Raw genomic sequence first — 22,644 nt, 5'->3', positions numbered from 1 at the left:
CCGTGGGATGAGTGTTGCTGGTGAGTTAGAGCAGCGCCAGTCCGGTCGTCCGGCTTTTTTGCGGCGTTGCCTGCCAAAGTGGCGGGTTCGGGATGTGTATTGACTTGTATTGAACACGGATACCTCGTCGAATTCCGTCGGCAGACGTGTTTTGTCCTGCCGTGCAAGCGTTTGCACCGCAACGACGAAGACCGCAGAATCAGGGCGCGCATCCATGCGCGGGCGCGAGTGGCGTGGCATTGAGCTTGCTGCCAAGCGTTTGAATCATGACTCAAGGGAAGCCTATGACCCTCAGCACTCCGCTCTCCGGTGTAAACAAACCCTTCAAAGGGATTCTGCTGATCGTTCTCGCAACCTTCCTGTTCTCCAGCCACGATGCTTTTTCCAAATACCTGTCGGATTTCTACCCGATTGTCATGGTGGTCTGGGCGCGCTACGTGGTTCACACCTTGTTGATGGCCGGGATCTTTCTGCCGCAATCGGGGTTGCGCGTGCTGCGGACCAAACGGCCGATGCTGCAGCTGGTGAGAGCGTTATGCCTGCTGGGCACCAGTCTGTTTTTCACCACCGGCCTGCATTACATTCCGCTGGCCGAGGCCACGGCGGTCAACTTTCTCGCACCGGTTCTGGTGACTGCGCTCTCTGTCCCGCTGTTGAAGGAACACGTCACGCGGGGTCAGTGGATCGCGGTGATTTGCGGTTTTGTCGGGGTGCTGATCATCGTCCACCCCGGCGGGGAGTTGTTTACGCCTGCAATTCTGCTGCCGCTCTGTTCGGCGCTGTTGTTCTGCTTCTATCAGTTGCTGACGCGCAAGCTCAGCACAATCGACAGTCCGACCACCAGCAACTTTTTCGCCGGCCTGTGCAATTCGCTGGTCATGAGCGCGCTTGTCCCGTTCTTCTGGCAAGTGCCGACGCTTGGCCACGGTTTGATGATGGTGGCATTGGGCGCGTGCGGAATGACCGCGCACCTGTTTCTGACTCAAGCGTTTCGTCATGCAGCACCGGCGTTGTTGGCCCCGTTCGGCTATTGCCAGATCATCTTTGCTGGTCTGCTTGGCTGGCTGTTGTTCGCGCACACGCCGACGGTGACCACGGTGGTGGGTATTGCAGTGATCTGTTGCAGCGGGCTGGCAGCGGCGTGGCATCAAAGCCGGCGCTGACAAGAGAGAAGCAGGCCTGGATTCAGGCCTGCCAGGGGAAGGGCGTTTACTCGGTAACCGTAGGAATCTTGCGCGGTGCCATGAAGTACATCCAGACCAGCGCGATGAAATACATCGCCGGGATCATGGTAAACAACACGGTGTAGTTGTTATTGGTGATGGTCAGAATGTGGCCGACCAGCTGCGTCATGAACATCCCGCCGATCGCAGCGCACATGCCGCCGAAACCGAACACCGTACTCATCATGTGCTTGGGCGTGTAGTCCATCACCAGGCTCCAGATGTTCGCGGTCCAGGCCTGATGCGCGCCGATGGCCAGCGAGATGGCAGCGACGGCCACCCACAGGTTGCTCGAACCGGCGGCCATGACCACGCCGATGATGCAGCAGGCGAACAGGAACATGGACAGCAAGCGGGCCTTGATCGGGTTCATTCCGCGCCCGATCATGAACGAAGACAGGATCCCGCCGCCGACGCTGCCGAAGTCGGCCGTCAAGTAAATGATGATCAGCGGGATGCCCATCTGGGTCACGTTGATGCCCAGGTTGTATTGCTGATTGAGGAACGGCGGCAACCAATACAGGTAAAACCAGAAAACCGGTGCCGTCAGCGAATAGGCGAGGGCGAAGGCCCAGGTGCCACGCATACGCAGGATTTTCGAGAAAGGTACGCGGGATTGTTCCGGCTCGACTTCCTTCTGGATGTAGTCCAGTTCCGATTGCTTGACGCTCGGATGATCTTCCGGGTTGAAGTATTTCAATCCCCAGAACAGCAACCAGATGCCGCCCAGCGAGGCCATGCACAGGAACGCCGCCTGCCAGCCCCACACGTGCAGAATCAGCGGCAACAGCATCGGCGTGAACATCGCACCAACGTTGGTGCCGGCATTGAAGATGCCGGTGGCCACCGCGCGTTCGCCGGCCGGGAACCACAATCGCGTGGTTTTCACGCACGCCGGGTAGTTGGCGGCTTCGGTCAGGCCGAGGATGAACCGGCAGACCATGAAGCCGACGGCCGATGTCGCCAGGCCATGGGCACCGGTCGCCAGGCTCCAGAGCAGCACGGCGCAGAAGAACACGCGCTTGACGCCCACCCGGTCGATCAACCGCCCTTGCAGCACGAAGCCAATGGCGTAGCCGACCTGAAACCAGAAATTGATGTTGGCGTAATCCATCGCCGTCCAGCTCATTTCCTTGGCCAGAATGGGCTGCATGACGCCCAGCGCCGCACGGTCGATGTAGTTCAGGGTCGTGGCGAAAAACACCAGCGCCAGCATGCCCCAACGGGTTTTGCCGACGGCCATGGCGCCGCGAATCTTGTCGCCGATGCCGGCGGTGGCAGGGGTCATGGAGGAGTGCTCCATGGAAGAGCTTCGAGAAGGAGTCATGTGGGCCACCGATTATTTTTATGTGGTGTTCTGGGTCTTGAGTCACAGAGAACATTGCTCGTGACCGGACTCAATGTGCGAGTTGATGGTGCGCAGTGAACAAAAAATCGTCAATTCGCAGAAGGGCATTGTGTTCGATAATCGCACGCAAAACTAACCGGGTAGTACACTTTAAATTGCTGTGTGTCGTTGTGCGGCCAATAATTCATGTCAGGTTAAGCGTCGATCTTTGTAACAGGCTGGCCAAATGTGGCGAGGGGGCTTGCCCCCGTTCGGCTGCGAAGCCGTCGTGAATTCAGGCGATAGGTTGTGTCAGGAGACTGTGAACTCCGGGTCAACGACTGCTGCGCAGCCGAACAGGGGCAAGCCCCTTCGCCACGGTGCCTCCAACAACAGTGTCTCCACCACCGGGAGTCGAAATATGCAGCGTTCCATTGCCACCGTTTCCTTGAGCGGTACCTTGCCGGAGAAACTCGAAGCCATCGCCGCCGCCGGGTTCGACGGGGTGGAGATTTTCGAGAATGACCTTCTGTACTACGACGGCAGCCCGCGGGAAGTTAAGCAGATGTGCGCCGATCTCGGGATCGCCATCACGCTGTTTCAGCCGTTTCGGGATTTCGAAGGCTGCCGCCGCGATCGACTCTCGCGCAATCTGGAGCGCGCCGAGCGCAAGTTCGACCTGATGCAGGAACTCGGTACCGACCTCGTGCTGGTTTGCAGCAATGCCTCGGCTGACGCCCTCGGCGATGAACAGATTCTCGTCGATGACATGCGCCTGCTGGCCGAACACGCTGCTGCGCGCGGGTTGCGCATTGGCTACGAAGCGTTGGCGTGGGGGCGGCATGTGAACACCTGGCAGCAGGTGTGGAACATCGTCCGTCAGGCGGATCATCCCAACCTCGGGGTGTTGCTGGACAGTTTTCACACGCTGTCGCTCAAGGGCGATCCAAGTGCCATCGCCGGGATTCCCGGCGACAAAATCTTTTTTGTGCAAATGGCTGACGCGCCGATTCTGGCCATGGATGTGCTTGAGTGGAGCCGGCATTTCCGCTGCTTCCCCGGCCAGGGCGAGTTCGATCTGCCGGGTTTTCTCGCACCGATAATCAAAAGTGGCTACACCGGGCCGTTGTCGCTGGAGATCTTCAACGACGGTTTCCGCGCAGCACCGCCACGGGCTAATGCGGCCGACGGTTTGCGTTCGTTGCTGTACCTCGAAGAGAAAACCCGCGAGCGCCTGGCGCAAGAAGCCGCTGCAACGGCGGCTCCTGAAATTCTGTTCGAAACCCCCAAGGCCAGCGAATACAACGGCATCGAGTTTCTCGAATTCGCCGTGGACGAAAGCCTCGGGGCAAAACTGTCTCACTGGCTGGAGCGGCTGGGTTTCGTCAAGGCCGGGCAACATCGCTCCAAGAGCGTGAGCCTGATGCGTCAGGGCGACATCAACCTGATTCTCAATTCGGAACCCTATTCGTTCGCCCACAGTTTCTTCGAGGCGCATGGCCCTTCGTTGTGCGCAACGGCTGTACGGGTTACCGACAGTGCCAGCGCGCTGGCGCGGGCCGTGGCTTATAAAGGTCAACCCTATCGTGGGCTGGTGGGCCCCAATGAACTGGAGCTGGCCGCCGTGCGTGCGCCGGATGGCAGCCTGATCTATCTGGTCGACCAGCAGGCCGATGTCTATGGCACGGACTTCAATCTGCATCCAGCCGCGATCGCCGGTGGTGGACTGAAACGCATCGACCACATGGCCATGGCGCTGCCGGCCGACAGCCTCGACAGTTGGGTGCTGTTTTACAAGAGCTTGCTGGATTTCGAGGCCGATGACGAAGTCGTGCTGCCCGACCCGTACGGCCTGGTGAAAAGTCGTGCGCTGCGCAGCCGGGACAGCTCGATCCGCTTGCCGTTGAATATTTCCGAGAACCGCAACACTGCCATCTCACACGCGCTGTCGAGTTACCGCGGCTCTGGGGTGCATCACATCGCGTTTGATTGCGATGACATTTTTGCCGAAGTCAGCCGGGCGAAGAAAGCCGGCGTACCCCTGCTGGACATTCCACTCAATTATTACGATGACCTTGCCGCACGCTTCGACTTTGATGACGAGTTTCTCAGTGAACTGGCCTACTTCAACGTGCTCTACGACCGTGATGCCCAGGGTGGCGAATTGTTCCACGTGTACACCGAGCCGTTCGAAGGCCGGTTCTTTTTCGAAATCATCCAGCGCAAGAACGGCTACGCGGGCTATGGCGCGGCTAACGTTGCCGTGCGACTGGCGGCCATGGCCAAATCCCGCAGCGGCGCGATTCGTCAGGCGAAGTTGTAGTTATTTCGTAACCGTGAGTTGAAAGCGTGGCTGCGCGTCTTCCTTCGCTGTGCGGTGCGGCCCATAATCGCCAGCCTGTGCAGTGATGGCCGTGGCCCACAATGACGATAATTTCAGAACTCTCCGCAGCGCCCGAGGCTCCCATTGCCGAGCCTCGCAAGAGTCGCAAGAACAATCCGGAAAAGACCCGCGAGAACATTCTTCAGGAAGCCATCGTGGAGTTCGTGCAGCAAGGGCTTTCCGGCGCGCGCGTCGATGCGATCGCCGAGCGCATTCACACCTCCAAACGCATGATCTATTACTACTTCGGCAGTAAGGAACAGCTGTATCTCGAGGTGCTGGAGAAGCTTTACGGTGATATCCGCAACACCGAAAATCGCCTGCACCTGGCTGAATTGGCGCCGCTGGAAGCCATTCGGCGGTTGGTCGAGTTCACCTTCGACCACCACGATCGCAATGTCGATTTCGTACGCATCGTCAGCATTGAAAACATTCACAACGCCCAATACGTGAAGCGTTCCGATGCGATCAAGGCGATGAACAACACGATTCTGGATTCACTGGGCGTGATTCTGCGCCGCGGTGTCGAGGCAGGTATTTTCCGCGCAGGGCTTGAACCGCTGGACGTGCATCTGCTGATCACCTCGTTCTGTTTTTATCGGGTATCGAACCGCCACACGCTGGGTGAGATCTTTCAGATCGATTTGCCCGACGACCAGATCAAGCAGCGCCATCGCGAGATGATTTGCGAGTCGGTGTTGCGTTATCTGCAGGCCTGAGCGTTCTGGCGATGGCGATTTTGAGGCGGTCATCGCCAGCAAGTTGGCTCCTACAGGGGCTTGATGCATCTCAGCCATTCATGCTCTGAAAATGCGCCAGCATCCGTGGCGCGTCCGGCGCTACGCCGCTGAACAGTTCAAAAGCCTTCACGGCCTGAAACACCGCCATGTTGCCGCCGTCCAGCGTCCGGCAACCCAAGGCGCGGGCGTGGCGCAACAGTTCGGTTTCCAGCGGGAAATAAACGATTTCCGCCACCCACAACTGCGCCCGCAGCAACGCCACGGGCACCGGGGTTCCCGGCAGTTTTTGCATGCCCATGGGCGTGGTATTGACCAGGCCGTCGGCCACGGCCATCGCGCCTGACAGGTCATGCCCTGCCACAGCTCGGCCTGGGCCGAAGTGGTGATTGAGGTTGTCGGCGAGACTCTGCGCGCGGTTGATGTCCACATCAAAAATGCTCAGCAGCCGTACGCCTTCGCTGAGTAAGGCGTGGGCCACCGCCGCCCCGGCACCACCGGCGCCCATCTGGACGACACGCTCCACGGCAACGCCCGGCAAGCCGCGTCGAAAACCTTCAGCGAAACCCAGGCAATCGGTGTTGTGACCGATGCGTCTGCCATCCTTGAACACCACGGTGTTCACGGCACCGATGCCGCGCGCTTGCGGCGACAGTTCGTCGAGCAACGGGATGACCGTCTGTTTGCAGGGAAATGTGATGTTCAGCCCTGTGAAGTTCATGCGCTCGGCGGCCAGCAGCAGGTCGGGCAGAGCGGTGCTGTCGAGCTTCAGTTGATCGAGGTCGATCAGACGATAGAGGTAACGCAAACCCTGGGCATCGCCTTCTCGCTCGTGCAATGCGGGGGTGCGGGAAGCCTGGATACCGGCGCCGATCAGCCCGGCCAGAATGGCATTATCGCGGGTCATGGGGTCTGCCTCTTCAGGCCGTTGAACACCAGCACAATTGGGGGCATGGTTGGATCTCCAGTTCTTGTTTTTGGAATCAGCCGTGATTTTCAGGCTCTGGAGATAAATTGTACTAGGCGGTTAATTTGGTCAATCAAACGAATACTGCATCCGGCGTTTGTGTGCGGTGATCGGACGTTATCAGCGATTCATTTGCTGATGGCAGTGGGGTGCTGCTGCCCATGCAGCACTATCCAGAATTCGAGGATTTCGAGGTCGAGGATTTTGCCGACTTGAAAGTCGGCATTTCAGGCACCGCTCTCTGCCATGAGGACAGGGATCTGCATGTCTCCATCGCCGGGATGAGCGCCTGCGCAAACCAGATTGCACTGTTTGAACACCCACAAAAAAGCCGTCGTACAGACGGCTGTTTCGTTCGACGCGGTAGCCATCAGCGACGGGTCAACAACACCCCGGATTCCATGTGATGGGTCCACGGGAACTGGTCGAACATTGCGCAACGGGTGATGCGGTGAGTGTCGTGCAGTTGGGCGATGTTGGCGGCCAGCGTCTGCGGATTGCAGGAAATGTACAGAATGTTATCGAAGCGTCGGGTCAGTTCGCAGGTGTCCGGGTCCATACCGGCGCGGGGCGGATCAACAAAGACGCTGCCGAATTCATAACTTTTCAGGTCGATGCCATGCAGACGGCGGAAGGGGCGCACTTCGTTGAGGGCTTCGGTCAGCTCTTCGGCCGACAGACGCACCAGCGTCACGTTATCCACAGCGTTTTCGCCGAGATTGCTCAGCGCCGCGTTGACGGAAGTCTTGCTGATTTCCGTTGCCAGCACTTTGCGCACACGTGTGGCGAGCGGCAGGGTGAAGTTGCCGTTACCGCAATACAACTCAAGCAAATCATCCGGACGATCACCCAGCGATTCATAGGCCCAGTTGAGCATCTTCTGGTTCACCGTGCCGTTGGGCTGGGTAAATGCGCCTTCCGGCTGACGGTAGCTGAACGTGCGACCGCCCACTTCCAGCTGCTCGACCACGTAGTCGTGACCAATCACTTCGCGCTTGCCCTTTGAGCGACCAATGATGCTGACATTCAGATCAGCCGCCAGTTTTGACGCTGCCGCGTGCCAGTGCCCGTCGAGCGGTCGGTGATAACACAGCGTGATCATCGCATCACCGGCCAGCGTGGTCAGAAATTCCACCTGAAATAACTTGTGGCTCAGCGCCGCGCTGGCCTGCCACGCCGCTTTCAACTGCGGCATCAGCTCATTGATACGCAGGCTGGCAATCGGAAACTCTTCGATCAGGATCGGGGTGCGTTTGTCTTCCTGGGAAAACATCGCATAGTGACGCTCGCCGGCTTCGCGCCACAGACGGAATTCGGCCCGCAGCCGGAAGTTTTTCAGCGGTGAGTCGTAAACCGCCGGCTCGGGCGCATCGAACGGGGCCAGCAGATCACGCAGGCGCGTGACCTTTTCTTCGAGCTGAATGGCGTAAGCCTGGGAATCAAAAGTCATGCGTTGAACCAACCCAGCTTGATCACGAACAGAATCGACAGAATCACCAGCGCCGGATTGAGCTCACGAGCGCGGCCGGACAGCAGCTTGATTGCAGTCCAGGCAATGAAACCGAAAGCGATGCCGTTGGCGATGGAATAAGTGAATGGCATGGCCAGCGCAGTGACCACAACCGGTGCAGCAACGGTGATGTCGTCCCAGTCTATTTCGGCCAGGCCGGAGGTCATCAATACCGCGACGAACAGCAATGCCGGTGCCGTGGCAAATGCAGGAACACTGGCGGCGAGTGGCGAGAAGAACAGCGCCAGCAGAAACAGAATCGCCACCACGATGGCGGTCAAGCCGGTACGGCCACCGGCGCTGACACCGGCTGCGGATTCAATGTAGCTGGTGGTGGTCGACGTGCCCAACAGCGAGCCAGCCATGGCGGCAGTACTGTCGGCGATCAGGGCGCGGCCCATTTTCGGCATGTGGCCGTCTTTGCCCATCAGCCCGGCGCGCTTGGCAACGCCAATCAAGGTGCCGGAGTTGTCGAACAGGTCAACGAACAGGAAAGCAAAAATCACGCTGACCAGACCAATGTCCAGCGCGCCTTTGATGTCCAGCTGCAGGAACGTCGGCGCCAGCGAGGGCGGCATGGACGTCACACCGCCAAACGGGGTGAAGCCCATCACGATCGACACTGTGGTGACGGCCAGAATGCCGATCAGCACGGCACCGCGAATCTTCAAGGCTTCCAGCGCAACGATCAAGGCAAAACCGAGCGTCGCGAGGATCGGCGCAGGTTGTTTCAAGTCACCAAGGCCAACCATGGTCGCCGGGTTGCTGACCACGATGCCGGCGTTGTTCAGGGCAATCAGCGCCAGGAACAGGCCGATACCGGCGGCTATCGCCGAACGCAGCGGCAACGGGATGCTGTTGATGATCCATTCGCGGATGCGAAAAATCGACAGAAGAAAGAACAGCACCGCCGAGATAAACACCGCGCCCAGCGCCACTTGCCAGGTATGGCCCATGTGCAGCACGACGGTGTAGGTGAAGAAGGCGTTCAAGCCCATGCCCGGCGCGAGGGCGATCGGGTAGTTGGCGATCAGGCCCATCACGGCCGAGCCGATGGCGGCTGCCAGGCACGTAGCGACGAACACCGCACCCTTGTCCATGCCGGTCTCGCCGAGGATGCTCGGGTTGACGAAAAGAATGTAGGCCATGGCCAGGAAAGTCGTGACGCCCGCAAGCATCTCGGTGCGCACATTGGTGTTGTGTGCCTTGAGTTGAAACAGCCTTTCCAGCATGTCTGCTCCCTGTGGCGCACCCGGCGCCGTGAATGTATCGACTTCAACAGCAAAGCACAGGGCACTGATCGCGCCTGTTATTTTCTGTGGGTCGGAAAAAGCCGCGCATCATACCAGCAGCGTGGGGCTGTGGCTGCTGATGGCTGCGATCGTCGTCGATGTTTTGCGTTGAAGCCAAACACGCCATACTGCGCGCTGATTTCTGAACAGTGGGTCGTGCATGAAAAAGCGTCTGTTTGCCGGATTCGGTCTGTGGTGTGCCCTGATGCTGAACGTGCCAGGCGCCTTGGCTGCGTCGGCGGCTGCGCTGAGTCAGGTCAAAGTGCTCAAGGTCGAATCGCCCGCCTGTGGGTTTGAAGACATTGCGCCCGGACAGGAGCGCACGCGCTGCAATCACAGTGGGCCAAACATCAAGGTCTATGTGCTGGAAGTCGGCTACGGCCGCACTGCACGTATCGGGCTCGACGGTTTTGAAGTGAACGGTACACGAACGCCGGTCTGCGCGTTTGACAACGGCAACCTGACTGAATGCACGACCGGCAAGAAAACCGTCGGTTATCTGTACGTTCTCGATTTGGCGGGCAAGCAGGAGGGCACTTTTACGTTCAGCAACACGTCGATCAACGCCCCGGGCAACACGATGTCGACGCAGCTTTACATCAAGTAACGGCTGGACGTGAACAAGGGTCGGGAAAGCTGACTACGCTTCAAAGATCATTCCGTGGACCTTCGCACATGACCTTTAGAGCCCTGATTACCCTCGCCGAGGGCATCGATGACCTGCAAACCGTGACTTTGATTGACGTGCTGCGCCGCGCTCAAGTGGAAGTCGTCGTTGCCAGCATCGAGCGGCGGCGCATGCTGACCTGTGCCCGCGGCACCCGCCTGACCGCCGACGCCATGCTCGTCGATCTGCTCGCGCAACCGTTTGACCTGATCGTTTTGCCCGGCGGGGCAGTTGGCGCGCAGCACCTGGCGGCGCATCAACCTTTGCAGCAATTGATCAAGGATCAGGCGGCGGCCGGGCACCTTTTCGCCGGCATCGCCGAATCTCCGGCGCTGGCGCTGCAAACCTCTGGCGTGTTGCGTCAGCGCCGTATGACCTGTTTGCCCACTACCAGCCATCAACTTTCAGGCTGCAATTTCGTCGACCAACCGGTGGTGGTCGATGGCAACTGCATCACCGCGCAAGGCTCCGGCGCAGCCCTGGAATTCGCCCTGACGCTGGTGGAGCAACTTTGCGGCAAGGCCACGCGGACGACGGTGGCGGCGCAGTTGCCGGTTTAAGGGCTTGGGCGCAAATGGTGTGTTTGCCGCTTTATTAGTGTTTTATATCGCCCATCAATCCCCTTGAACGCTCACAAAACCCCGAAGTCGTACCCCTTATGACGGCGGTTTGCCAAAACGCCGCGAACATACGACCAACCGTGAGGTGTTTATGAGCGTCACCACTCCCGACGTGGCACAACCGGCGTTCGTCCGCCACCCGCTGAGTCTGACTTTGAATGGTCAGCAACATCAGCTTGATGTCCTGCCCTGGACCACACTGCTCGATCTGCTGCGCGAACAACTGGACTTGATCGGCACCAAGAAAGGCTGCGATCACGGTCAGTGTGGCGCTTGCACGGTGTTGCTCAACGGCAAGCGGGTGAATGCTTGTTTGACCCTGGCGATCATGTGTAACGGTGCCGAACTGACCACGGTTGAAGGCCTGGCTGATGGCGACGAACTGCACCCGATGCAACAGGCCTTCATCAAACACGATGCTTTCCAGTGTGGTTATTGCACGCCGGGGCAGATTTGTTCGGCGGTCGGCCTGGCCAACGAGGGGCGGGCGCAGACCACCGAGCAGATCAAGGAACTGATGAGCGGCAATCTGTGCCGCTGTGGCGCCTACAGCAATATTCGCGATGCCATCGAAGAGGCGCTTCCTGCCTGCCGTCAACGCGCCGGGCAAGGGGGTGATCAATGAATCCCTTTCAATACAGCAAACCGGATTCGGTACAAAACGCCGTTGATCTCGCCGGCCCCGCGTCGCGATTCATTGCAGGAGGAACAAACCTGCTGGATTTGATGAAAGAAAACCTCAGCCGGCCGGAACACCTGATCGACATCACCGGGCTGCCTTTGCGTGACGTGACCGAGTCGGACAGCGGTGGGGTGATGATCGGCGCCCTGGTGAGCAACGCAGACCTGGCCTGGCACCCGTTGATCGAACAGCGTTATCCACTGTTGTCCCAGGCCATCCTGGCCGGTGCCTCGCCGCAACTGCGCAACATGGCCAGTACTGGCGGCAATCTGTTGCAACGTACGCGTTGCTATTACTTCTACGACGCCAATGTGCCTTGCAACAAGCGCGAACCGGGCAGCGGTTGCCCGGCGCGGGACGGTCTGAACCGTATTCACGCCATTCTCGGTGCGAGTGCCCAATGCGTCGCCACGCATCCATCCGACATGTGTGTGGCGCTGGCAGCGCTGGAGGCCGTGATTCATGTGCAGGGTCGCAGTGGCATGCGCAGCATCGCTTTCGCCGACTTCCATCGTTTGCCCGGTGATTCGCCGGAGCGCGATAACCAGTTGGCCGATGACGAACTCATCACCGCCGTCGAATTGCCAGCGGCCGGTTTTGCCGCGAACAGCCATTACCTGAAAATTCGCGACCGGGCTTCTTACGCGTTCGCACTGGTCTCGGTGGCCGCGGCGCTGGATATAAACGGATCGGTGATTGGTCAGGCGCGATTGGCGCTGGGCGGGGTTGCGCACAAACCCTGGCGAGACATCGCGGTTGAGCAATGGCTGGTGGGCAAATCCGTCAGCGAAGAAACGTTCGCCACCGCTGCCGATACCCTGCTGCAAGCCGCCGAGCCGCTTGAACACAATGCTTTCAAAGTGAAACTGGCGCGCCGGGCCATCGTCCGCGCCCTGAGCGAAGCCGCGCTGGGAGGGCACGCCTGATGAATACCTTCACACAACCAATGGGCCAGCCGCTGGACAGGGTCGATGGTCATCTGAAAGTGACCGGTCAGGCCCGCTATGCGGGCGAATTTCCAGAAGAAGGCCTGCTCCATGGCAGCGTCGTGTCGAGCTCCATCGCCAGTGGACGCGTGGTCAGCATTGATGCCACGCGAGCCTTGGCTCTGCCAGGCGTGATCGCCGTCATCGATCATACCAACCGGCCGAAAATCGCCAGTTATGATGAAAGTTACGACGACGCTGATTCGGCCGAAGGCTCGCCGTTCCGTCCGCTCTACAACGACCGTGTGCTCTACAGCGGTCAACCGCTGGCACTGGTGGTGGCCGACAATCTTGAGTTGGCGCGCTATGCCGGCTCGTTGGTGAAGATCCAGTACGAAAGCCAGTCCCATCAGACCGATCTGTTGTCCCTGCAGGACGAGGCGCACCCGGCCCCGGCCGAACTGCCCAAACCCCGTGGGAATTTTCAGGCCGAGTTTGCCGGCGCGGCGTTGAGCCTGGACCTGAATTACAGCACCCCGATCGAACATCACAACCCGATGGAACCGCATGCCAGCACGGTGCTGTTTCAAGCCGATGGCAGTTTGCATATTCACGACAAGACCCAAGGCCCGCAGAACTGTCAGTCTTATGTGCAGAAGGTCTTCGGACTGGAGAAAGAACAGGTGAGGATTTTCGCCGCTTATGTCGGCGGCGCCTTCGGTTCCGGGTTACGCCCCCAGTATCAACTGCCACTGGCGGTGATGGCGGCGCTGCATCTCAAGCGTTCGGTGCGCGTGACGCTCACGCGCCAGCAGATGTTCACGTTTGGCTATCGCCCCCGCACCTTGCAACGTCTGCAATTGGGCGCGGCGGCCAATGGCCGCTTGCTCGCGGTCGGCCACACAGCCATCGGCCAGACGTCGCGCTTCGAGGATTTCACCGAGCACGTGGTGGAGTGGAGCGGCATGCTTTATCACTGCGACAATGTGCAATTGACTTACAAACTGGTGCCCTTGGACGTGTTCACGCCATTGGACATGCGCGCCCCGGGCGCGGCGCTGGGCTTGATCGGTCTGGAATGCGCCATGGACGAACTGGCCTGTGCCCTGGTGATCGATCCGGTGCAGTTACGGTTGATCAATTATGCCGAGCGCAATCAGAACGAAGACAAACCCTATTCCAGCAAGGAACTGCGCGAGTGCTACGCCCAAGGGGCCAAGCGTTTCGGCTGGGACCAGCGTGATCCCGAACCGCGCAGCATGCGTCAGGGCCACCAATTGGTCGGCTGGGGCATGGCCGGCGGCGTGTGGGAGGCCATGCAACAAAAGGCCAGTGCCAAAGCCAGTCTTGACCAAAACGGCAAACTGACCGTTAGCAGCGCGACCACTGACATCGGCACGGGAACCTACACGGTGATGACGCAAATCGCCGCGCAGGCGTCAGGCGTTCCTGTGCAGGACGTCACGTTTATCCTCGGCGATTCGTCGTTGCCGACGGCGCCCTTGCAGGGCGGGTCCTTCACCGTGTCGTCAGTCGGCACGGCGGTGCAGCAAGCCTGCGAAGCCCTCAAGGAAAAGCTGCTCGCGGTAGCCCGGCAAACGGCACCTGCCTTTAGTGGCGTCACGGCGGAGCAGGCGGTATTCGAGGACGGCATGCTGGCTTTCGCGGACTCGCGCATTGCCTTGGCCGAGCTTGCGCGCAACTGCGGGGAAGAGACGATTGACGCGCAGGTCGACGCCGTGCCGGACAAGAAGCGCGATGCCTACGCCACCGCCACCCATTCGGCGGTGTTCGTCGAGGTGCTGGTGGATGAGGATCTGGGCACGGTGAAGGTCAATCGTGTGGTCAGCGCCATTGCAGCAGGCCGCGTGGTCAATCCGAAAATGGCGCGCAGCCAGATTCTCGGCGGTGTCGTCTGGGGCGTTGGCATGGCGTTGCACGAGGAAACGCAGACCGACCACGCGCTGGGCCGTCACATGAACCACAGCCTGGCGGAATATCACATCCCGGTGAACGCCGACATTGGCGACATCGATGTGCTGTTCGTCGAAGAACACGACGAGATCGTCAACGCGTTGGGTTCCAAAGGCGTGGGTGAGATCGGCATCGTCGGCGTCGCGGCAGCGGTGGCCAATTCGATTTATCATGCCACTGGCAAACGGGTACGGGACTTCCCGATCACCCTGGACAAGCTGCTTTAGGCTTTCACTTCCTCAAGCGGCTCGTGCATGCGGTCGCGGTTGGCCAGGGTCGGGAACAGTTTGATCCAGACCCCGGTGACCACCAGCGTGCCGATGCCGCCCATGACCACCGCCGGAACCGTGCCGAACCAGTGTGCGGTCAGCCCCGACTCGAACTCGCCCAACTGATTGGAAGCGCCGATGAACAGGCCGTTCACGGCGCTGACTCGGCCGCGCATTTCGTCCGGGGTTTCCAACTGCACGAACGAGGCGCGGATCACCATGCTGATCATGTCCGCCGCACCCAGCACCACCAGCACCGCCAGCGAGAACCAGAACGACGTCGACAGGCCGAATGCTATGGTCGCGACGCCGAACACGCCGACGGCGGTGAACATCACGCGCCCGACCTGTCGATCCACCGCAAAACGCGCCAGCCACAGCGACATCAGCAGCGCGCCAACGGCCGGCGCCGAACGCAGAAGGCCCAACCCCCACGGCCCGGTCAGCAGAATGTCCTTGGCGAATACCGGCAGCAAAGCGGTCGCGCCGCCGAGCAACACGGCAAACAGGTCGAGGGAAATCGCCCCGAGAATGTCCGGACGGCTGCGGATAAAGCGGATGCCTGCCAGCAGCGAATCGAGAGTCGCTTTGCCTTTGTTCAACGGCGTCTGCCGCGCGGGCAGGTTGAGCATCAACAGGCAGGCAATCACGTAGAGAATCACTGTCGGGCCGTAAACCCAGACGCTGCCGAACGCATAAAGCAAACCACCGAGGGCCGGGGCGACGATGGTTGCCGATTGCTGCGCCGACTGGGCAGCGGCGACCGCGCGAGGAAACAGCGCCTTGGGCACGATGCTCGGTAAGAGGGCCTGCGTGGTCGGCATCTCGAAGGAGCGCGCAGCACCCAGCAGAAAGGCGAGGATAAAGATCATTTCACGCGTGACCTGGTCTGTCGCGCTGCCGATCGCCAGCGACAGAGCGATCAAGGCCTGCAGCGACTGGCAGATGGCCGCGACCCGGCGTCGGTCGTAGCGGTCGGCGACATGTCCGGTGTGCAACATGAAGAGTACGCGCGGGGCAAACTCGACCAGGCCGACCAAACCGAGGTCGAGCACATTGCCGGTCAGCTGATAAAGATTCCAGCCAATGGCTACCGTCAGCATTTGAAAGCCACTGGCGGTAAATACCCTGGCCAGCCAAAACGCAATGAACGGGCGGTGATGACGTAATAGCAATGGCGCTTGGCTGGGCATCGGCAGTCAATCTGAATGAAGGGAAGGGCGACATTATCACCAACCTGTAACTAGAAGTTGCGGGCGCAGCGCATTTGATTATCAAACGCCGGAGGCTGCTGCGCAGCCGGACGCAGCCTTCGGCAGCTGCTACGCAGGGGCAGCCGTGTTGATGAGGCAACCTGTCACGCGGCAATAGACCACACCGTCCATCGTCGAAATCCGGACTACTCTTTCATCGTTGCTTGATCCAGATCAAAACCGCCACAGGGTTGATCCGGCGGCCAAATGGCCAGACTCCCTACGTGTGATGTTGGTAAAAAAAGAACGAATTCGAATTCGCCACACTCCATATCCGTGGGGGCAGTGGGTGCAGGCCACAAGCCTTCAGCCGGTATCACCTGACAGAGGAAGACTTATGTTCGGTTTGGAGGCGCTCGATCTCGCCCGAATTCAGTTCGCATTCACCATCTCGTTTCACATCCTGTTCCCGGCCATCACCATTGGTCTGGCGAGTTACCTGGCGGTGCTCGAGGGACTGTGGCTGAAAACCAACAACAACACCTATCGCGACCTGTATCACTTCTGGTCGAAGATCTTTGCCGTCAACTTCGGCATGGGTGTGGTTTCCGGATTGGTGATGGCTTATCAATTCGGCACCAACTGGAGCCGCTTCTCGGACTTCGCCGGCGCCGTGACCGGACCGTTACTGACGTATGAGGTGCTGACAGCCTTCTTCCTCGAAGCCGGTTTCCTCGGGGTCATGCTGTTCGGCTGGAACAAGGTGGGGCGCAATCTGCACTTTTTTTCCACCGTCATGGTCGCCATCGGCACGCTGATTTCGACCTTCTGGATTCTGGCGTCCAACAGCTGGATGCAAACCCCGCAAGGCTTCGAGATCATCAACGGCCAGGTCATTCCGACCGACTGGTTCGCGGTCATCTTCAACCCCTCGTTCCCTTACCGATTGATGCACATGGCGACCGCCGCCTTCGTCGCGACGGCATTCTTCGTCGGCTCCTCGGCGGCATGGCACTTGCTGCGCGGTCGTGACAATCCGGCGATCCGCACCATGCTGTCGATGGCGATGTGGATGGCTTTGCTCGTCGCGCCCATTCAGGCCGTGATCGGCGACTTCCATGGCCTCAACACGCTCAAGCATCAACCGGCGAAAATCGCTGCGATCGAAGGTCATTGGGAAAATCACGGCAACGAACCGACCCCCTTGATCCTGTTCGGCTGGCCGGACATGAAAGAGGAGCGAACCAAATTCGCGGTCGAAATCCCGTACCTGGGCAGCTTGATCCTGACCCACTCGCTGGACAAGCAAGTACCAGCGCTTAAAGACTTCCCACCGCAAGACCGGCCCAATTCGACCATCGTCTTCTGGACCTTCCGGATCATGGTCGCGTTGGGGTTGCTGATGATCGTCACCGGTCTGTGGAGTCTGTGGTTGCGCAAGGGCGACAAGCTGTATACCTCGCGACCCTTTCTGTACATGGCCTTGTGGATGGGGCCTTCAGGTCTGATCGCGATTCTGGCTGGCTGGTTCACCACGGAAATCGGCCGTCAGCCGTGGGTGGTTTACGGGCTGATGCGCACGGCGGATGCGTCGTCCGGACACAGTTTCATGCAGATGAGCATCACCTTGATCATGTTTGTGGTGATCTATTTCGCCCTGTTCGGCGCCGGCCTCGGCTACATGATGCGTCTGGTGCGCAAAGGCCCGGTCACCGACGAAGGCAAGGAAACCAACGACGGCGGGCCGGGCAAGAAACGTACGCCTGCGCGTCCACTCTCGGCGGCCGATGAAGACAACGGCGCAGGCGACGCGGACGACCGTATCAGCCTGAACAAGGAGATTTGAATCATGGGTATCGATCTTCCGCTGATCTGGGCCGTGATCATCATCTTCGGCATCATGATGTACGTGGTCATGGACGGATTTGACCTGGGCATCGGCATTCTCTTCCCGTTCGTCAAGGGCAAGACTGACCGTGACGTGATGATGAACACGGTGGCGCCGGTGTGGGACGGTAATGAAACCTGGCTGGTGCTGGGCGGTGCGGCGCTGTTTGGCGCGTTTCCGCTGGCCTATTCGGTGGTGCTCTCGGCGTTGTACCTGCCGCTGATCTTCATGCTGATGGGGCTGATCTTTCGCGGTGTGGCGTTCGAGTTCCGCTTCAAGGCCAGGGACAACAAGCGCCACCTGTGGGACAAGGCCTTCATCGGTGGCTCGGTCGCGGCAACCTTCTTCCAGGGCGTGGCGCTGGGCGCTTTCATCGATGGGTTTGAAGTGGTCAACCGGCAATTTGTCGGCGGTTCACTGGCCTGGCTGACACCATTTACGCTGTTTTGTGGCGCGGCCCTGGTCGTTGCATATGCCTTGCTGGGCTGCACCTGGCTGATCATGAAAACCGAAGGCGAACTGCAGAAGCAGATGCACGATATCGCTCGGCCATTGGCCTTTGTGGTGCTGGCGGTGATCGGAATCGTCAGCATCTGGACGCCACTGACGCACGCCGACATCGCCGCGCGTTGGTTCACGCTGCCGAACCTGTTCTGGTTCCTGCCGGTGCCGATTCTGGTACTGGTCACGATGTACGGCCTGCTCCGCGCCGTTGGGCGCAATGCCAACTACACGCCGTTCCTGCTGACGCTGGTGCTGATATTCCTCGGGTACAGTGGTCTCGGGATCAGCCTGTGGCCGAACATCGTGCCGCCGTCGATCTCCATCTGGGACGCGGCCGCGCCTCCGCAAAGCCAGGGCTTCATGCTGGTGGGCACGCTGTTTATCATCCCGTTCATCCTGGGTTACACCTTCTGGAGCTACTACGTGTTCCGCGGCAAGGTCACCCACGAAGATGGTTATCACTAGTGCGCTTGGCTCACTCGCGTTGGCGCCCTCGATGGCGCCAACAACCTTTGAAGAGGAATGAACGCAATGGCTAACAAACCTTCTCTGCACGACATCAAGGAGGCCGAAAAAAAGCCGCTTTGGCAGCGGCTCGGATGGTTGGCGATGATCTGGACCGGCAGTGTCGTAGCGCTGTTCATCGTCGCGAGTCTGATGCGCATGTTCATGAATGCTGCGGGCCTGAGCACTCCCTGAAAACACTCTCACAGTTCCCGTCCTGCGCCTTTTGGCGCGGGACTCAAACCCTCCTGATGGAGGTTTTTTTACGCTGATTACTTGCGCGCTTTCAGGATCACGAACTTCGGCGTGGCGGCCACTTGCTCAACGCCACGGAACAGTCGCGCCAGTTTGCTGTGATAACCGAGATGGCGGTTGCCGACGATGTACAAGGCACCGCCCACCACCAGTGCTTCGCGGGCTTGCTGGAACATGCGCCAGGCCAGGAAGTCGCCCACCACTTGCTGCTGATGAAACGGCGGATTGCATAGCACGACGTCCAGCGACTGCGCTTCCTGCCCGGCCAGACCGTCGCCGGCACGCACGACCGCCTTTCGATCACCCAATGCCGCACGCCAGTTCTCGGCAGCGGATTGCACGGCCATGAAGGATTCGTCGACCAGCGTGTAATGCGCGTCGGGGTTTTGCAGTGCGCTGGCAATGGCCAGCACACCATTACCGCAACCGAGGTCGGCGACCCGCGCGGTGCCAAGGTTGTTCGGCAGGTGCGGCAGAAAGGCCCGTGTGCCGATGTCCAGCCCTTCGCGACAGAACACGTTGGCATGGTTGAGCAGTTCAATCGACGGCGAATCAAGTGTGTAACGAGTGGGGTAGGGGGAAGCGGCAGGGGCTTTGGCCTCAACGGTGGCAATCAACAGGCGGGCTTTTTTCACTGCCAGTGAAGCGTGCACCGGACCAATGTAACGCTCCAGCAGATCGCCTGCGGCACGTGGCAGGTGCTTGACCATCGCAGCAGCGATCACCTGGGCGTTGGGTGCCAACTGACTCTGAAGCCGAATCAACTGCTCCTCCAGCAACGCCAGGGTTTTCGGTACACGAATCAGTACCCGGTCGAACGGACCGGTAAAGGTGTCGCTAGCCGGCACGTGGGGCACCGCATCGAATGGCAAGCCATTGCGCAGCAGGTTTTTTTCCAGGCCTTGCAACGCCAGAAACGAATCGCCGCTACTGGTCACCCGAACCTTGCCGGTCAGGCTCGCCGCCAACGCACCAAAACTGTCGTTGAGCACCAGCACGCGCGTGTCAGCATTCGGTTGCTGATCGGCCAGGTACGCGAGCAAGTATTCGTCTGCAGCATCGAATGCCTGCAAGGGCTCGTTCTGCTGTTCAGGCTGGCGAATCAGGTCGAGGCGGGCGAAGGATGTTTCGAGCAAAGGCATGGGGCGGGCAGCTCTGATAATCAACAGGTATCCCGCGGGCCGGGGGGCTGCGACGGGCGAGACCGTCCCGGTGAACTGCGTCGTGAGATTCACACGTGATCACTCGGGAAGGCCTGCAGATGGTACGTTTTTTTCTTGCGGATTACCTGCAGGTTTTAGCTGTCAGCGGGTCGAAGCACATTCAAGTGGCCGGCTTTCATCGCCGCGACGATTGCCGAAATCTTGTTGGTGACGCCCATTTTTTCGATCGCGCTATGAATATGGAAATGAATGGTGCGCGGGCTCAGGTTAAGAATTCGGGCACTCTCCTGCGCTGTTTTGCCAGAGGCGGCCAGATTCAGCACGTCGACCTCGCGATCCGAAAGACGCGGCAAACCTGGTTCTGCAACGTGTTTGGGTAGCGATTGTTCCACCAGTGTATGCAGGTGACGCGCCATGAGCACGCAATAGCCAAGGTTTTCATAAAGCTCCATGGCCGAGACAGGGCAATGACTGCGCGCCAGACTCAAGATACTGCACAAACCTTTTTCTTCATCATGTAACGCTTGCGACCAACCGTGTTGCAGACCGTGCGTTTGCAGCGCCTCCCACAGTGCCGGAGTGTTTGAATACGCATCTTTGGTCCACAGAATGGGCAGCATCGAATGCTTACAATGCGCCACTATTGGGTCGATATCACGTATTTGTTTTTGTTCGTATTCCTGGTTCCAACGGGTCGGATAATTGTTGAAACTCACTGTTTTTGATTGCTTGTCTTTGATGGGGTAAGTGGTTGAAAAGGAAAAATAATTGAAGCCGATGTTGTTCGCAAATCCCACCCCTCTCAGGTAGGCACTGTTAATATCCGTGGTACTTGAAAATTGTTGCAGCTGTGATTTTTTCCACTGTTCCATCATCCCTCTCCATGGTCCATTTGTTCGGCTCGCGGTGCACGGACCCACTCCGGCGAGAGGCTCAGTGTAGGACCGTTCCTACGCAATGATAAAAGTTTCTAATGATTTTTTTGTCATTAGAATCTGGATATCCATTTCAAACAAACACACGTGACGAATTCGTAACTGAGATTAAACTTAATATACTTATAACTTGTTTAGCTAAGTGGTTGAAAAGTTGTTAACGACTTTTGTATTTGTACAAATATTGATGTCAGCTTGTACAACTGTTAAAGACACTACAAACAACCGGTGTTTAGCGAGGGCCCTTTGCGGGACACTGTATGTCTTCAATCCAGGGAGCGCGCCCATGACCGCCAGCGTCGAGAAATTCACTCGCCAGACTTTGACCGACGTTCAACCGTTGACGCCCGGCCTGTTTACCCTTCGCATCACCCGCGATCCCGGTTTTCGTTTTCGTGCAGGGCAGTTTGCGCGACTGGGAGTCACCAGGCCTGACGGCAGCATTGTCTGGCGCGCCTATTCCATGGTCTCGTCGCCTTACGACGAGTTTCTCGAGTTCTTTTCCATCGTGGTGCCGGGCGGTGAGTTCACGAGCGAACTGCACCGGCTCGGTGTCGGCGACATGTTGCTGGTGGATCGTCAGGCCTTTGGCTATTTGACGCTGGACCGCTTTGCCGACGGGCGAGATCTCTGGTTGTTATCCACAGGAACCGGCGTGGCGCCATTTCTGTCGATTCTGCAGGATTTCGAAGTCTGGGAAAAATTTGAGCGCATCGTCCTCGTCTACAGCGTGCGCGAGGAACGGGAGTTGGCTTATCGGGAACTGGTTGCCGGGTTGGCAGAACGTGACTACCTGGCAGAGTCCGCACATAAGCTGCAGTTGATCACGACGGTCACCCGCGAGGTGCGGCCGGATGCCTTGAATGGCAGGATTACATCGCTGATCGAGAGCGGCGAACTGGAGCGCGCGGCCGGTGTGTCCCTGACGCCGGAACACTCGCGCGTCATGCTGTGTGGTAATCCGCAGATGATTGATGACACCCGAAAACTGCTGAAGCTGCGAGGCTTGCATTTGAGCCTGAGTCGCCGACCGGGGCAGGTGGCCGTGGAAACTTACTGGTAGAAAAAAGGCGCCTGGGGAGGCGCCTGTTTTTTCAAGGATCCCTTACAGTTGAGGTGGCTGATTATTCTGGGCCTTCAGCAGATCGCGAATCTCGCCCAGCAGCACTTCTTCTTTTGTAGGCACTGGCGGGAGAGTCGGCGCTACGGCTTCTTCGCGCTTCAGACGGTTGATGCCTTTGACGCCCATGAAGATCGCGAACGCAACAATGATGAAGTCAATGGTGGTCTGGATGAACTTGCCGTAGGCCAATACCACCGCGGGCGCATCACCCGCGGCTGCCTTGAGCGTGATCGCCAGATCGCTGAAGTCCACCCCACCGATCAGCAGGCCGAGCGGTGGCATGACCACGTCGCCGACAAATGACGAAACTATCTTGCCGAACGCCGCGCCAATGATGATGCCGACGGCCATGTCGACCACGTTGCCTTTGACCGCGAAGGCCTTGAACTCGCTTATCACGCCCATAAGGTTATTCCCTGTTACAGATGAGTTTGGTAAGGCAGTGTAAATCAGCAAAACGGGTCTTGCCCGAAACATCTGCTCACATCGTTAGCTTGCAGTC

20 protein-coding genes and 1 pseudogene are annotated in these 22,644 nt (G+C 59.0%); 13 read left to right on the top strand and 8 right to left on the bottom strand.

All coding sequences use genetic code 11. The annotated features are described in order from the left end of the window. Positions 1–284: 284 nt before the first annotated feature. Complete coding sequence (locus ACYZT1_RS21595) at positions 285–1,163, top strand: DMT family transporter (RefSeq protein WP_462016629.1); 879 nt, start codon at positions 285–287, stop codon at positions 1,161–1,163. Positions 1,164–1,209: 46 nt separating this feature from the next. On the opposite strand, the gene ACYZT1_RS21590 is transcribed toward ACYZT1_RS21595, so the two are convergent. Further along, positions 1,210–2,526, bottom strand: coding sequence for an MFS transporter (locus ACYZT1_RS21590; RefSeq protein ID WP_462019300.1), 1,317 nt, complete (start codon positions 2,524–2,526; stop codon positions 1,210–1,212). 445 nt (positions 2,527–2,971) lie between these two features. Between ACYZT1_RS21590 and quiC the strand changes: the two genes are divergently transcribed. Together quiC and ACYZT1_RS21580 are read left to right on the top strand one after the other, a co-directional pair. Continuing rightward, on the top strand, positions 2,972–4,873 hold the full coding sequence (quiC, locus tag ACYZT1_RS21585; RefSeq protein WP_462016628.1) for a 3-dehydroshikimate dehydratase QuiC: 1,902 nt from the start codon (positions 2,972–2,974) through the stop codon (positions 4,871–4,873). Between the two features lie 101 nt (positions 4,874–4,974). After that, positions 4,975–5,652: a TetR/AcrR family transcriptional regulator gene (locus tag ACYZT1_RS21580; RefSeq protein ID WP_462016627.1), complete on the top strand. Its 678-nt coding sequence runs from the start codon at positions 4,975–4,977 to the stop codon at positions 5,650–5,652. Between the two features lie 70 nt (positions 5,653–5,722). Here ACYZT1_RS21580 and ACYZT1_RS21575 read toward each other — a convergent pair whose 3' ends face one another. Next, positions 5,723–6,577, bottom strand: coding sequence for a shikimate dehydrogenase (locus tag ACYZT1_RS21575; RefSeq protein WP_462016626.1), 855 nt, complete (start codon positions 6,575–6,577; stop codon positions 5,723–5,725). Between the two features lie 188 nt (positions 6,578–6,765). Here ACYZT1_RS21575 and ACYZT1_RS21570 point away from each other — a divergent pair. Then, positions 6,766–6,942 (top strand): annotated as a pseudogene (locus tag ACYZT1_RS21570) (DUF2442 domain-containing protein); the annotation flags it as partial. A gap of 65 nt (positions 6,943–7,007) precedes the next feature. Here the strand turns inward: ACYZT1_RS21570 and trmA are convergent. Further along, on the bottom strand, positions 7,008–8,087 hold the full coding sequence (gene trmA, locus ACYZT1_RS21565; protein WP_462016625.1) for a tRNA (uridine(54)-C5)-methyltransferase TrmA: 1,080 nt from the start codon (positions 8,085–8,087) through the stop codon (positions 7,008–7,010). After that, the gene (locus tag ACYZT1_RS21560) at positions 8,084–9,379 is read right to left on the bottom strand and encodes an NCS2 family permease (RefSeq protein WP_462016624.1); all 1,296 of its coding nucleotides are present in this window, start codon (positions 9,377–9,379) and stop codon (positions 8,084–8,086) included. Before ACYZT1_RS21560 ends, trmA begins: the two co-directional genes overlap by 4 nt. A 220-nt stretch (positions 9,380–9,599) precedes the next feature. Here ACYZT1_RS21560 and ACYZT1_RS21555 point away from each other — a divergent pair, with 220 nt between their 5' ends. From ACYZT1_RS21555 to ACYZT1_RS21535, 5 genes are all read left to right on the top strand, one after another. Beyond that, on the top strand, positions 9,600–10,046 hold the full coding sequence (locus ACYZT1_RS21555; protein WP_462016623.1) for a DUF4879 domain-containing protein: 447 nt from the start codon (positions 9,600–9,602) through the stop codon (positions 10,044–10,046). A 68-nt stretch (positions 10,047–10,114) separates the two neighbouring features. Then, positions 10,115–10,666, top strand: a complete 552-nt coding sequence (locus ACYZT1_RS21550) for a DJ-1 family glyoxalase III (protein ID WP_462016622.1) — start codon at positions 10,115–10,117, stop codon at positions 10,664–10,666. 151 nt (positions 10,667–10,817) lie between these two features. Next, a complete protein-coding gene (locus ACYZT1_RS21545) occupies positions 10,818–11,351 on the top strand; it encodes a (2Fe-2S)-binding protein (protein ID WP_462016621.1) in 534 nt (177 codons plus the stop codon). Beyond that, a complete protein-coding gene (locus tag ACYZT1_RS21540) occupies positions 11,348–12,334 on the top strand; it encodes an FAD binding domain-containing protein (protein WP_462016620.1) in 987 nt (328 codons plus the stop codon). The genes ACYZT1_RS21545 and ACYZT1_RS21540 overlap by 4 nt, the downstream gene beginning before the upstream one ends. Then, positions 12,334–14,535: a xanthine dehydrogenase family protein molybdopterin-binding subunit gene (locus ACYZT1_RS21535; RefSeq protein WP_462016619.1), complete on the top strand. Its 2,202-nt coding sequence runs from the start codon at positions 12,334–12,336 to the stop codon at positions 14,533–14,535. Before ACYZT1_RS21540 ends, ACYZT1_RS21535 begins: the two co-directional genes overlap by 1 nt. Here the strand turns inward: ACYZT1_RS21535 and ACYZT1_RS21530 are convergent. Then, positions 14,532–15,770 (bottom strand): MFS transporter, encoded by a 1,239-nt coding sequence (locus ACYZT1_RS21530; protein ID WP_462016618.1) that lies wholly within the window; start codon positions 15,768–15,770, stop codon positions 14,532–14,534. The genes ACYZT1_RS21535 and ACYZT1_RS21530 overlap by 4 nt on opposite strands. A gap of 397 nt (positions 15,771–16,167) precedes the next feature. Here ACYZT1_RS21530 and ACYZT1_RS21525 point away from each other — a divergent pair, with 397 nt between their 5' ends. The 3 genes from ACYZT1_RS21525 (at position 16,168) to ACYZT1_RS21515 (ending at position 18,861) form a co-directional block, all read left to right on the top strand. Then, positions 16,168–17,616, top strand: a complete 1,449-nt coding sequence (locus ACYZT1_RS21525; protein WP_462016617.1) for a cytochrome ubiquinol oxidase subunit I — start codon at positions 16,168–16,170, stop codon at positions 17,614–17,616. Between the two features lie 3 nt (positions 17,617–17,619). Next, on the top strand, positions 17,620–18,627 hold the full coding sequence (gene cydB, locus ACYZT1_RS21520) for a cytochrome d ubiquinol oxidase subunit II (RefSeq protein ID WP_462016616.1): 1,008 nt from the start codon (positions 17,620–17,622) through the stop codon (positions 18,625–18,627). Positions 18,628–18,693: 66 nt separating this feature from the next. Beyond that, positions 18,694–18,861, top strand: coding sequence for a DUF2474 domain-containing protein (locus ACYZT1_RS21515; protein ID WP_462016615.1), 168 nt, complete (start codon positions 18,694–18,696; stop codon positions 18,859–18,861). 77 nt (positions 18,862–18,938) lie between these two features. Here ACYZT1_RS21515 and ACYZT1_RS21510 read toward each other — a convergent pair whose 3' ends face one another. After that, positions 18,939–20,063 carry a methyltransferase gene (locus tag ACYZT1_RS21510; protein ID WP_462016614.1) on the bottom strand — a complete coding sequence of 375 codons (1,125 nt, stop codon included), beginning with the start codon at positions 20,061–20,063 and terminating at the stop codon, positions 18,939–18,941. Between the two features lie 155 nt (positions 20,064–20,218). Continuing rightward, on the bottom strand, positions 20,219–20,956 hold the full coding sequence (locus ACYZT1_RS21505) for a helix-turn-helix transcriptional regulator (protein ID WP_462016613.1): 738 nt from the start codon (positions 20,954–20,956) through the stop codon (positions 20,219–20,221). 349 nt (positions 20,957–21,305) lie between these two features. On the opposite strand from ACYZT1_RS21505, the gene ACYZT1_RS21500 reads away from it, so the two are divergent. Further along, positions 21,306–22,082 (top strand): ferredoxin--NADP reductase, encoded by a 777-nt coding sequence (locus ACYZT1_RS21500; protein WP_462016612.1) that lies wholly within the window; start codon positions 21,306–21,308, stop codon positions 22,080–22,082. Positions 22,083–22,124: 42 nt separating this feature from the next. Here the strand turns inward: ACYZT1_RS21500 and mscL are convergent, their stop codons facing one another. Continuing rightward, positions 22,125–22,547, bottom strand: coding sequence for a large-conductance mechanosensitive channel protein MscL (gene mscL / locus ACYZT1_RS21495; protein WP_462016611.1), 423 nt, complete (start codon positions 22,545–22,547; stop codon positions 22,125–22,127). Positions 22,548–22,644 lie beyond the last annotated feature (97 nt).

Source organism: Pseudomonas sp. PB3P13 (genome assembly GCF_054897735.1).
Note: the sequence above shows the minus strand (reverse complement) of the source record. Positions and strands in the feature narration are given on the sequence as shown.

What these genes read in the sequence shown, in the direction of transcription:
- ACYZT1_RS21595 (WP_462016629.1), top strand. Translation starts at nt 285, where the DNA reads ATGACCCTCAGCACTCCGCTCTCCGGTGTAAACAAACCCTTCAAAGGG.
- ACYZT1_RS21590 (WP_462019300.1), bottom strand. Translation starts at nt 2,526, where the DNA reads ATGGAGCACTCCTCCATGACCCCTGCCACCGCCGGCATCGGCGACAAG.
- quiC (WP_462016628.1), top strand. Translation starts at nt 2,972, where the DNA reads ATGCAGCGTTCCATTGCCACCGTTTCCTTGAGCGGTACCTTGCCGGAG.
- ACYZT1_RS21580 (WP_462016627.1), top strand. Translation starts at nt 4,975, where the DNA reads ATGACGATAATTTCAGAACTCTCCGCAGCGCCCGAGGCTCCCATTGCC.
- ACYZT1_RS21575 (WP_462016626.1), bottom strand. Translation starts at nt 6,577, where the DNA reads ATGACCCGCGATAATGCCATTCTGGCCGGGCTGATCGGCGCCGGTATC.
- trmA (WP_462016625.1), bottom strand. Translation starts at nt 8,087, where the DNA reads ATGACTTTTGATTCCCAGGCTTACGCCATTCAGCTCGAAGAAAAGGTC.
- ACYZT1_RS21560 (WP_462016624.1), bottom strand. Translation starts at nt 9,379, where the DNA reads ATGCTGGAAAGGCTGTTTCAACTCAAGGCACACAACACCAATGTGCGC.
- ACYZT1_RS21555 (WP_462016623.1), top strand. Translation starts at nt 9,600, where the DNA reads ATGAAAAAGCGTCTGTTTGCCGGATTCGGTCTGTGGTGTGCCCTGATG.
- ACYZT1_RS21550 (WP_462016622.1), top strand. Translation starts at nt 10,115, where the DNA reads ATGACCTTTAGAGCCCTGATTACCCTCGCCGAGGGCATCGATGACCTG.
- ACYZT1_RS21545 (WP_462016621.1), top strand. Translation starts at nt 10,818, where the DNA reads ATGAGCGTCACCACTCCCGACGTGGCACAACCGGCGTTCGTCCGCCAC.
- ACYZT1_RS21540 (WP_462016620.1), top strand. Translation starts at nt 11,348, where the DNA reads ATGAATCCCTTTCAATACAGCAAACCGGATTCGGTACAAAACGCCGTT.
- ACYZT1_RS21535 (WP_462016619.1), top strand. Translation starts at nt 12,334, where the DNA reads ATGAATACCTTCACACAACCAATGGGCCAGCCGCTGGACAGGGTCGAT.
- ACYZT1_RS21530 (WP_462016618.1), bottom strand. Translation starts at nt 15,770, where the DNA reads ATGCCCAGCCAAGCGCCATTGCTATTACGTCATCACCGCCCGTTCATT.
- ACYZT1_RS21525 (WP_462016617.1), top strand. Translation starts at nt 16,168, where the DNA reads ATGTTCGGTTTGGAGGCGCTCGATCTCGCCCGAATTCAGTTCGCATTC.
- cydB (WP_462016616.1), top strand. Translation starts at nt 17,620, where the DNA reads ATGGGTATCGATCTTCCGCTGATCTGGGCCGTGATCATCATCTTCGGC.
- ACYZT1_RS21515 (WP_462016615.1), top strand. Translation starts at nt 18,694, where the DNA reads ATGGCTAACAAACCTTCTCTGCACGACATCAAGGAGGCCGAAAAAAAG.
- ACYZT1_RS21510 (WP_462016614.1), bottom strand. Translation starts at nt 20,063, where the DNA reads ATGCCTTTGCTCGAAACATCCTTCGCCCGCCTCGACCTGATTCGCCAG.
- ACYZT1_RS21505 (WP_462016613.1), bottom strand. Translation starts at nt 20,956, where the DNA reads ATGGAACAGTGGAAAAAATCACAGCTGCAACAATTTTCAAGTACCACG.
- ACYZT1_RS21500 (WP_462016612.1), top strand. Translation starts at nt 21,306, where the DNA reads ATGACCGCCAGCGTCGAGAAATTCACTCGCCAGACTTTGACCGACGTT.
- mscL (WP_462016611.1), bottom strand. Translation starts at nt 22,547, where the DNA reads ATGGGCGTGATAAGCGAGTTCAAGGCCTTCGCGGTCAAAGGCAACGTG.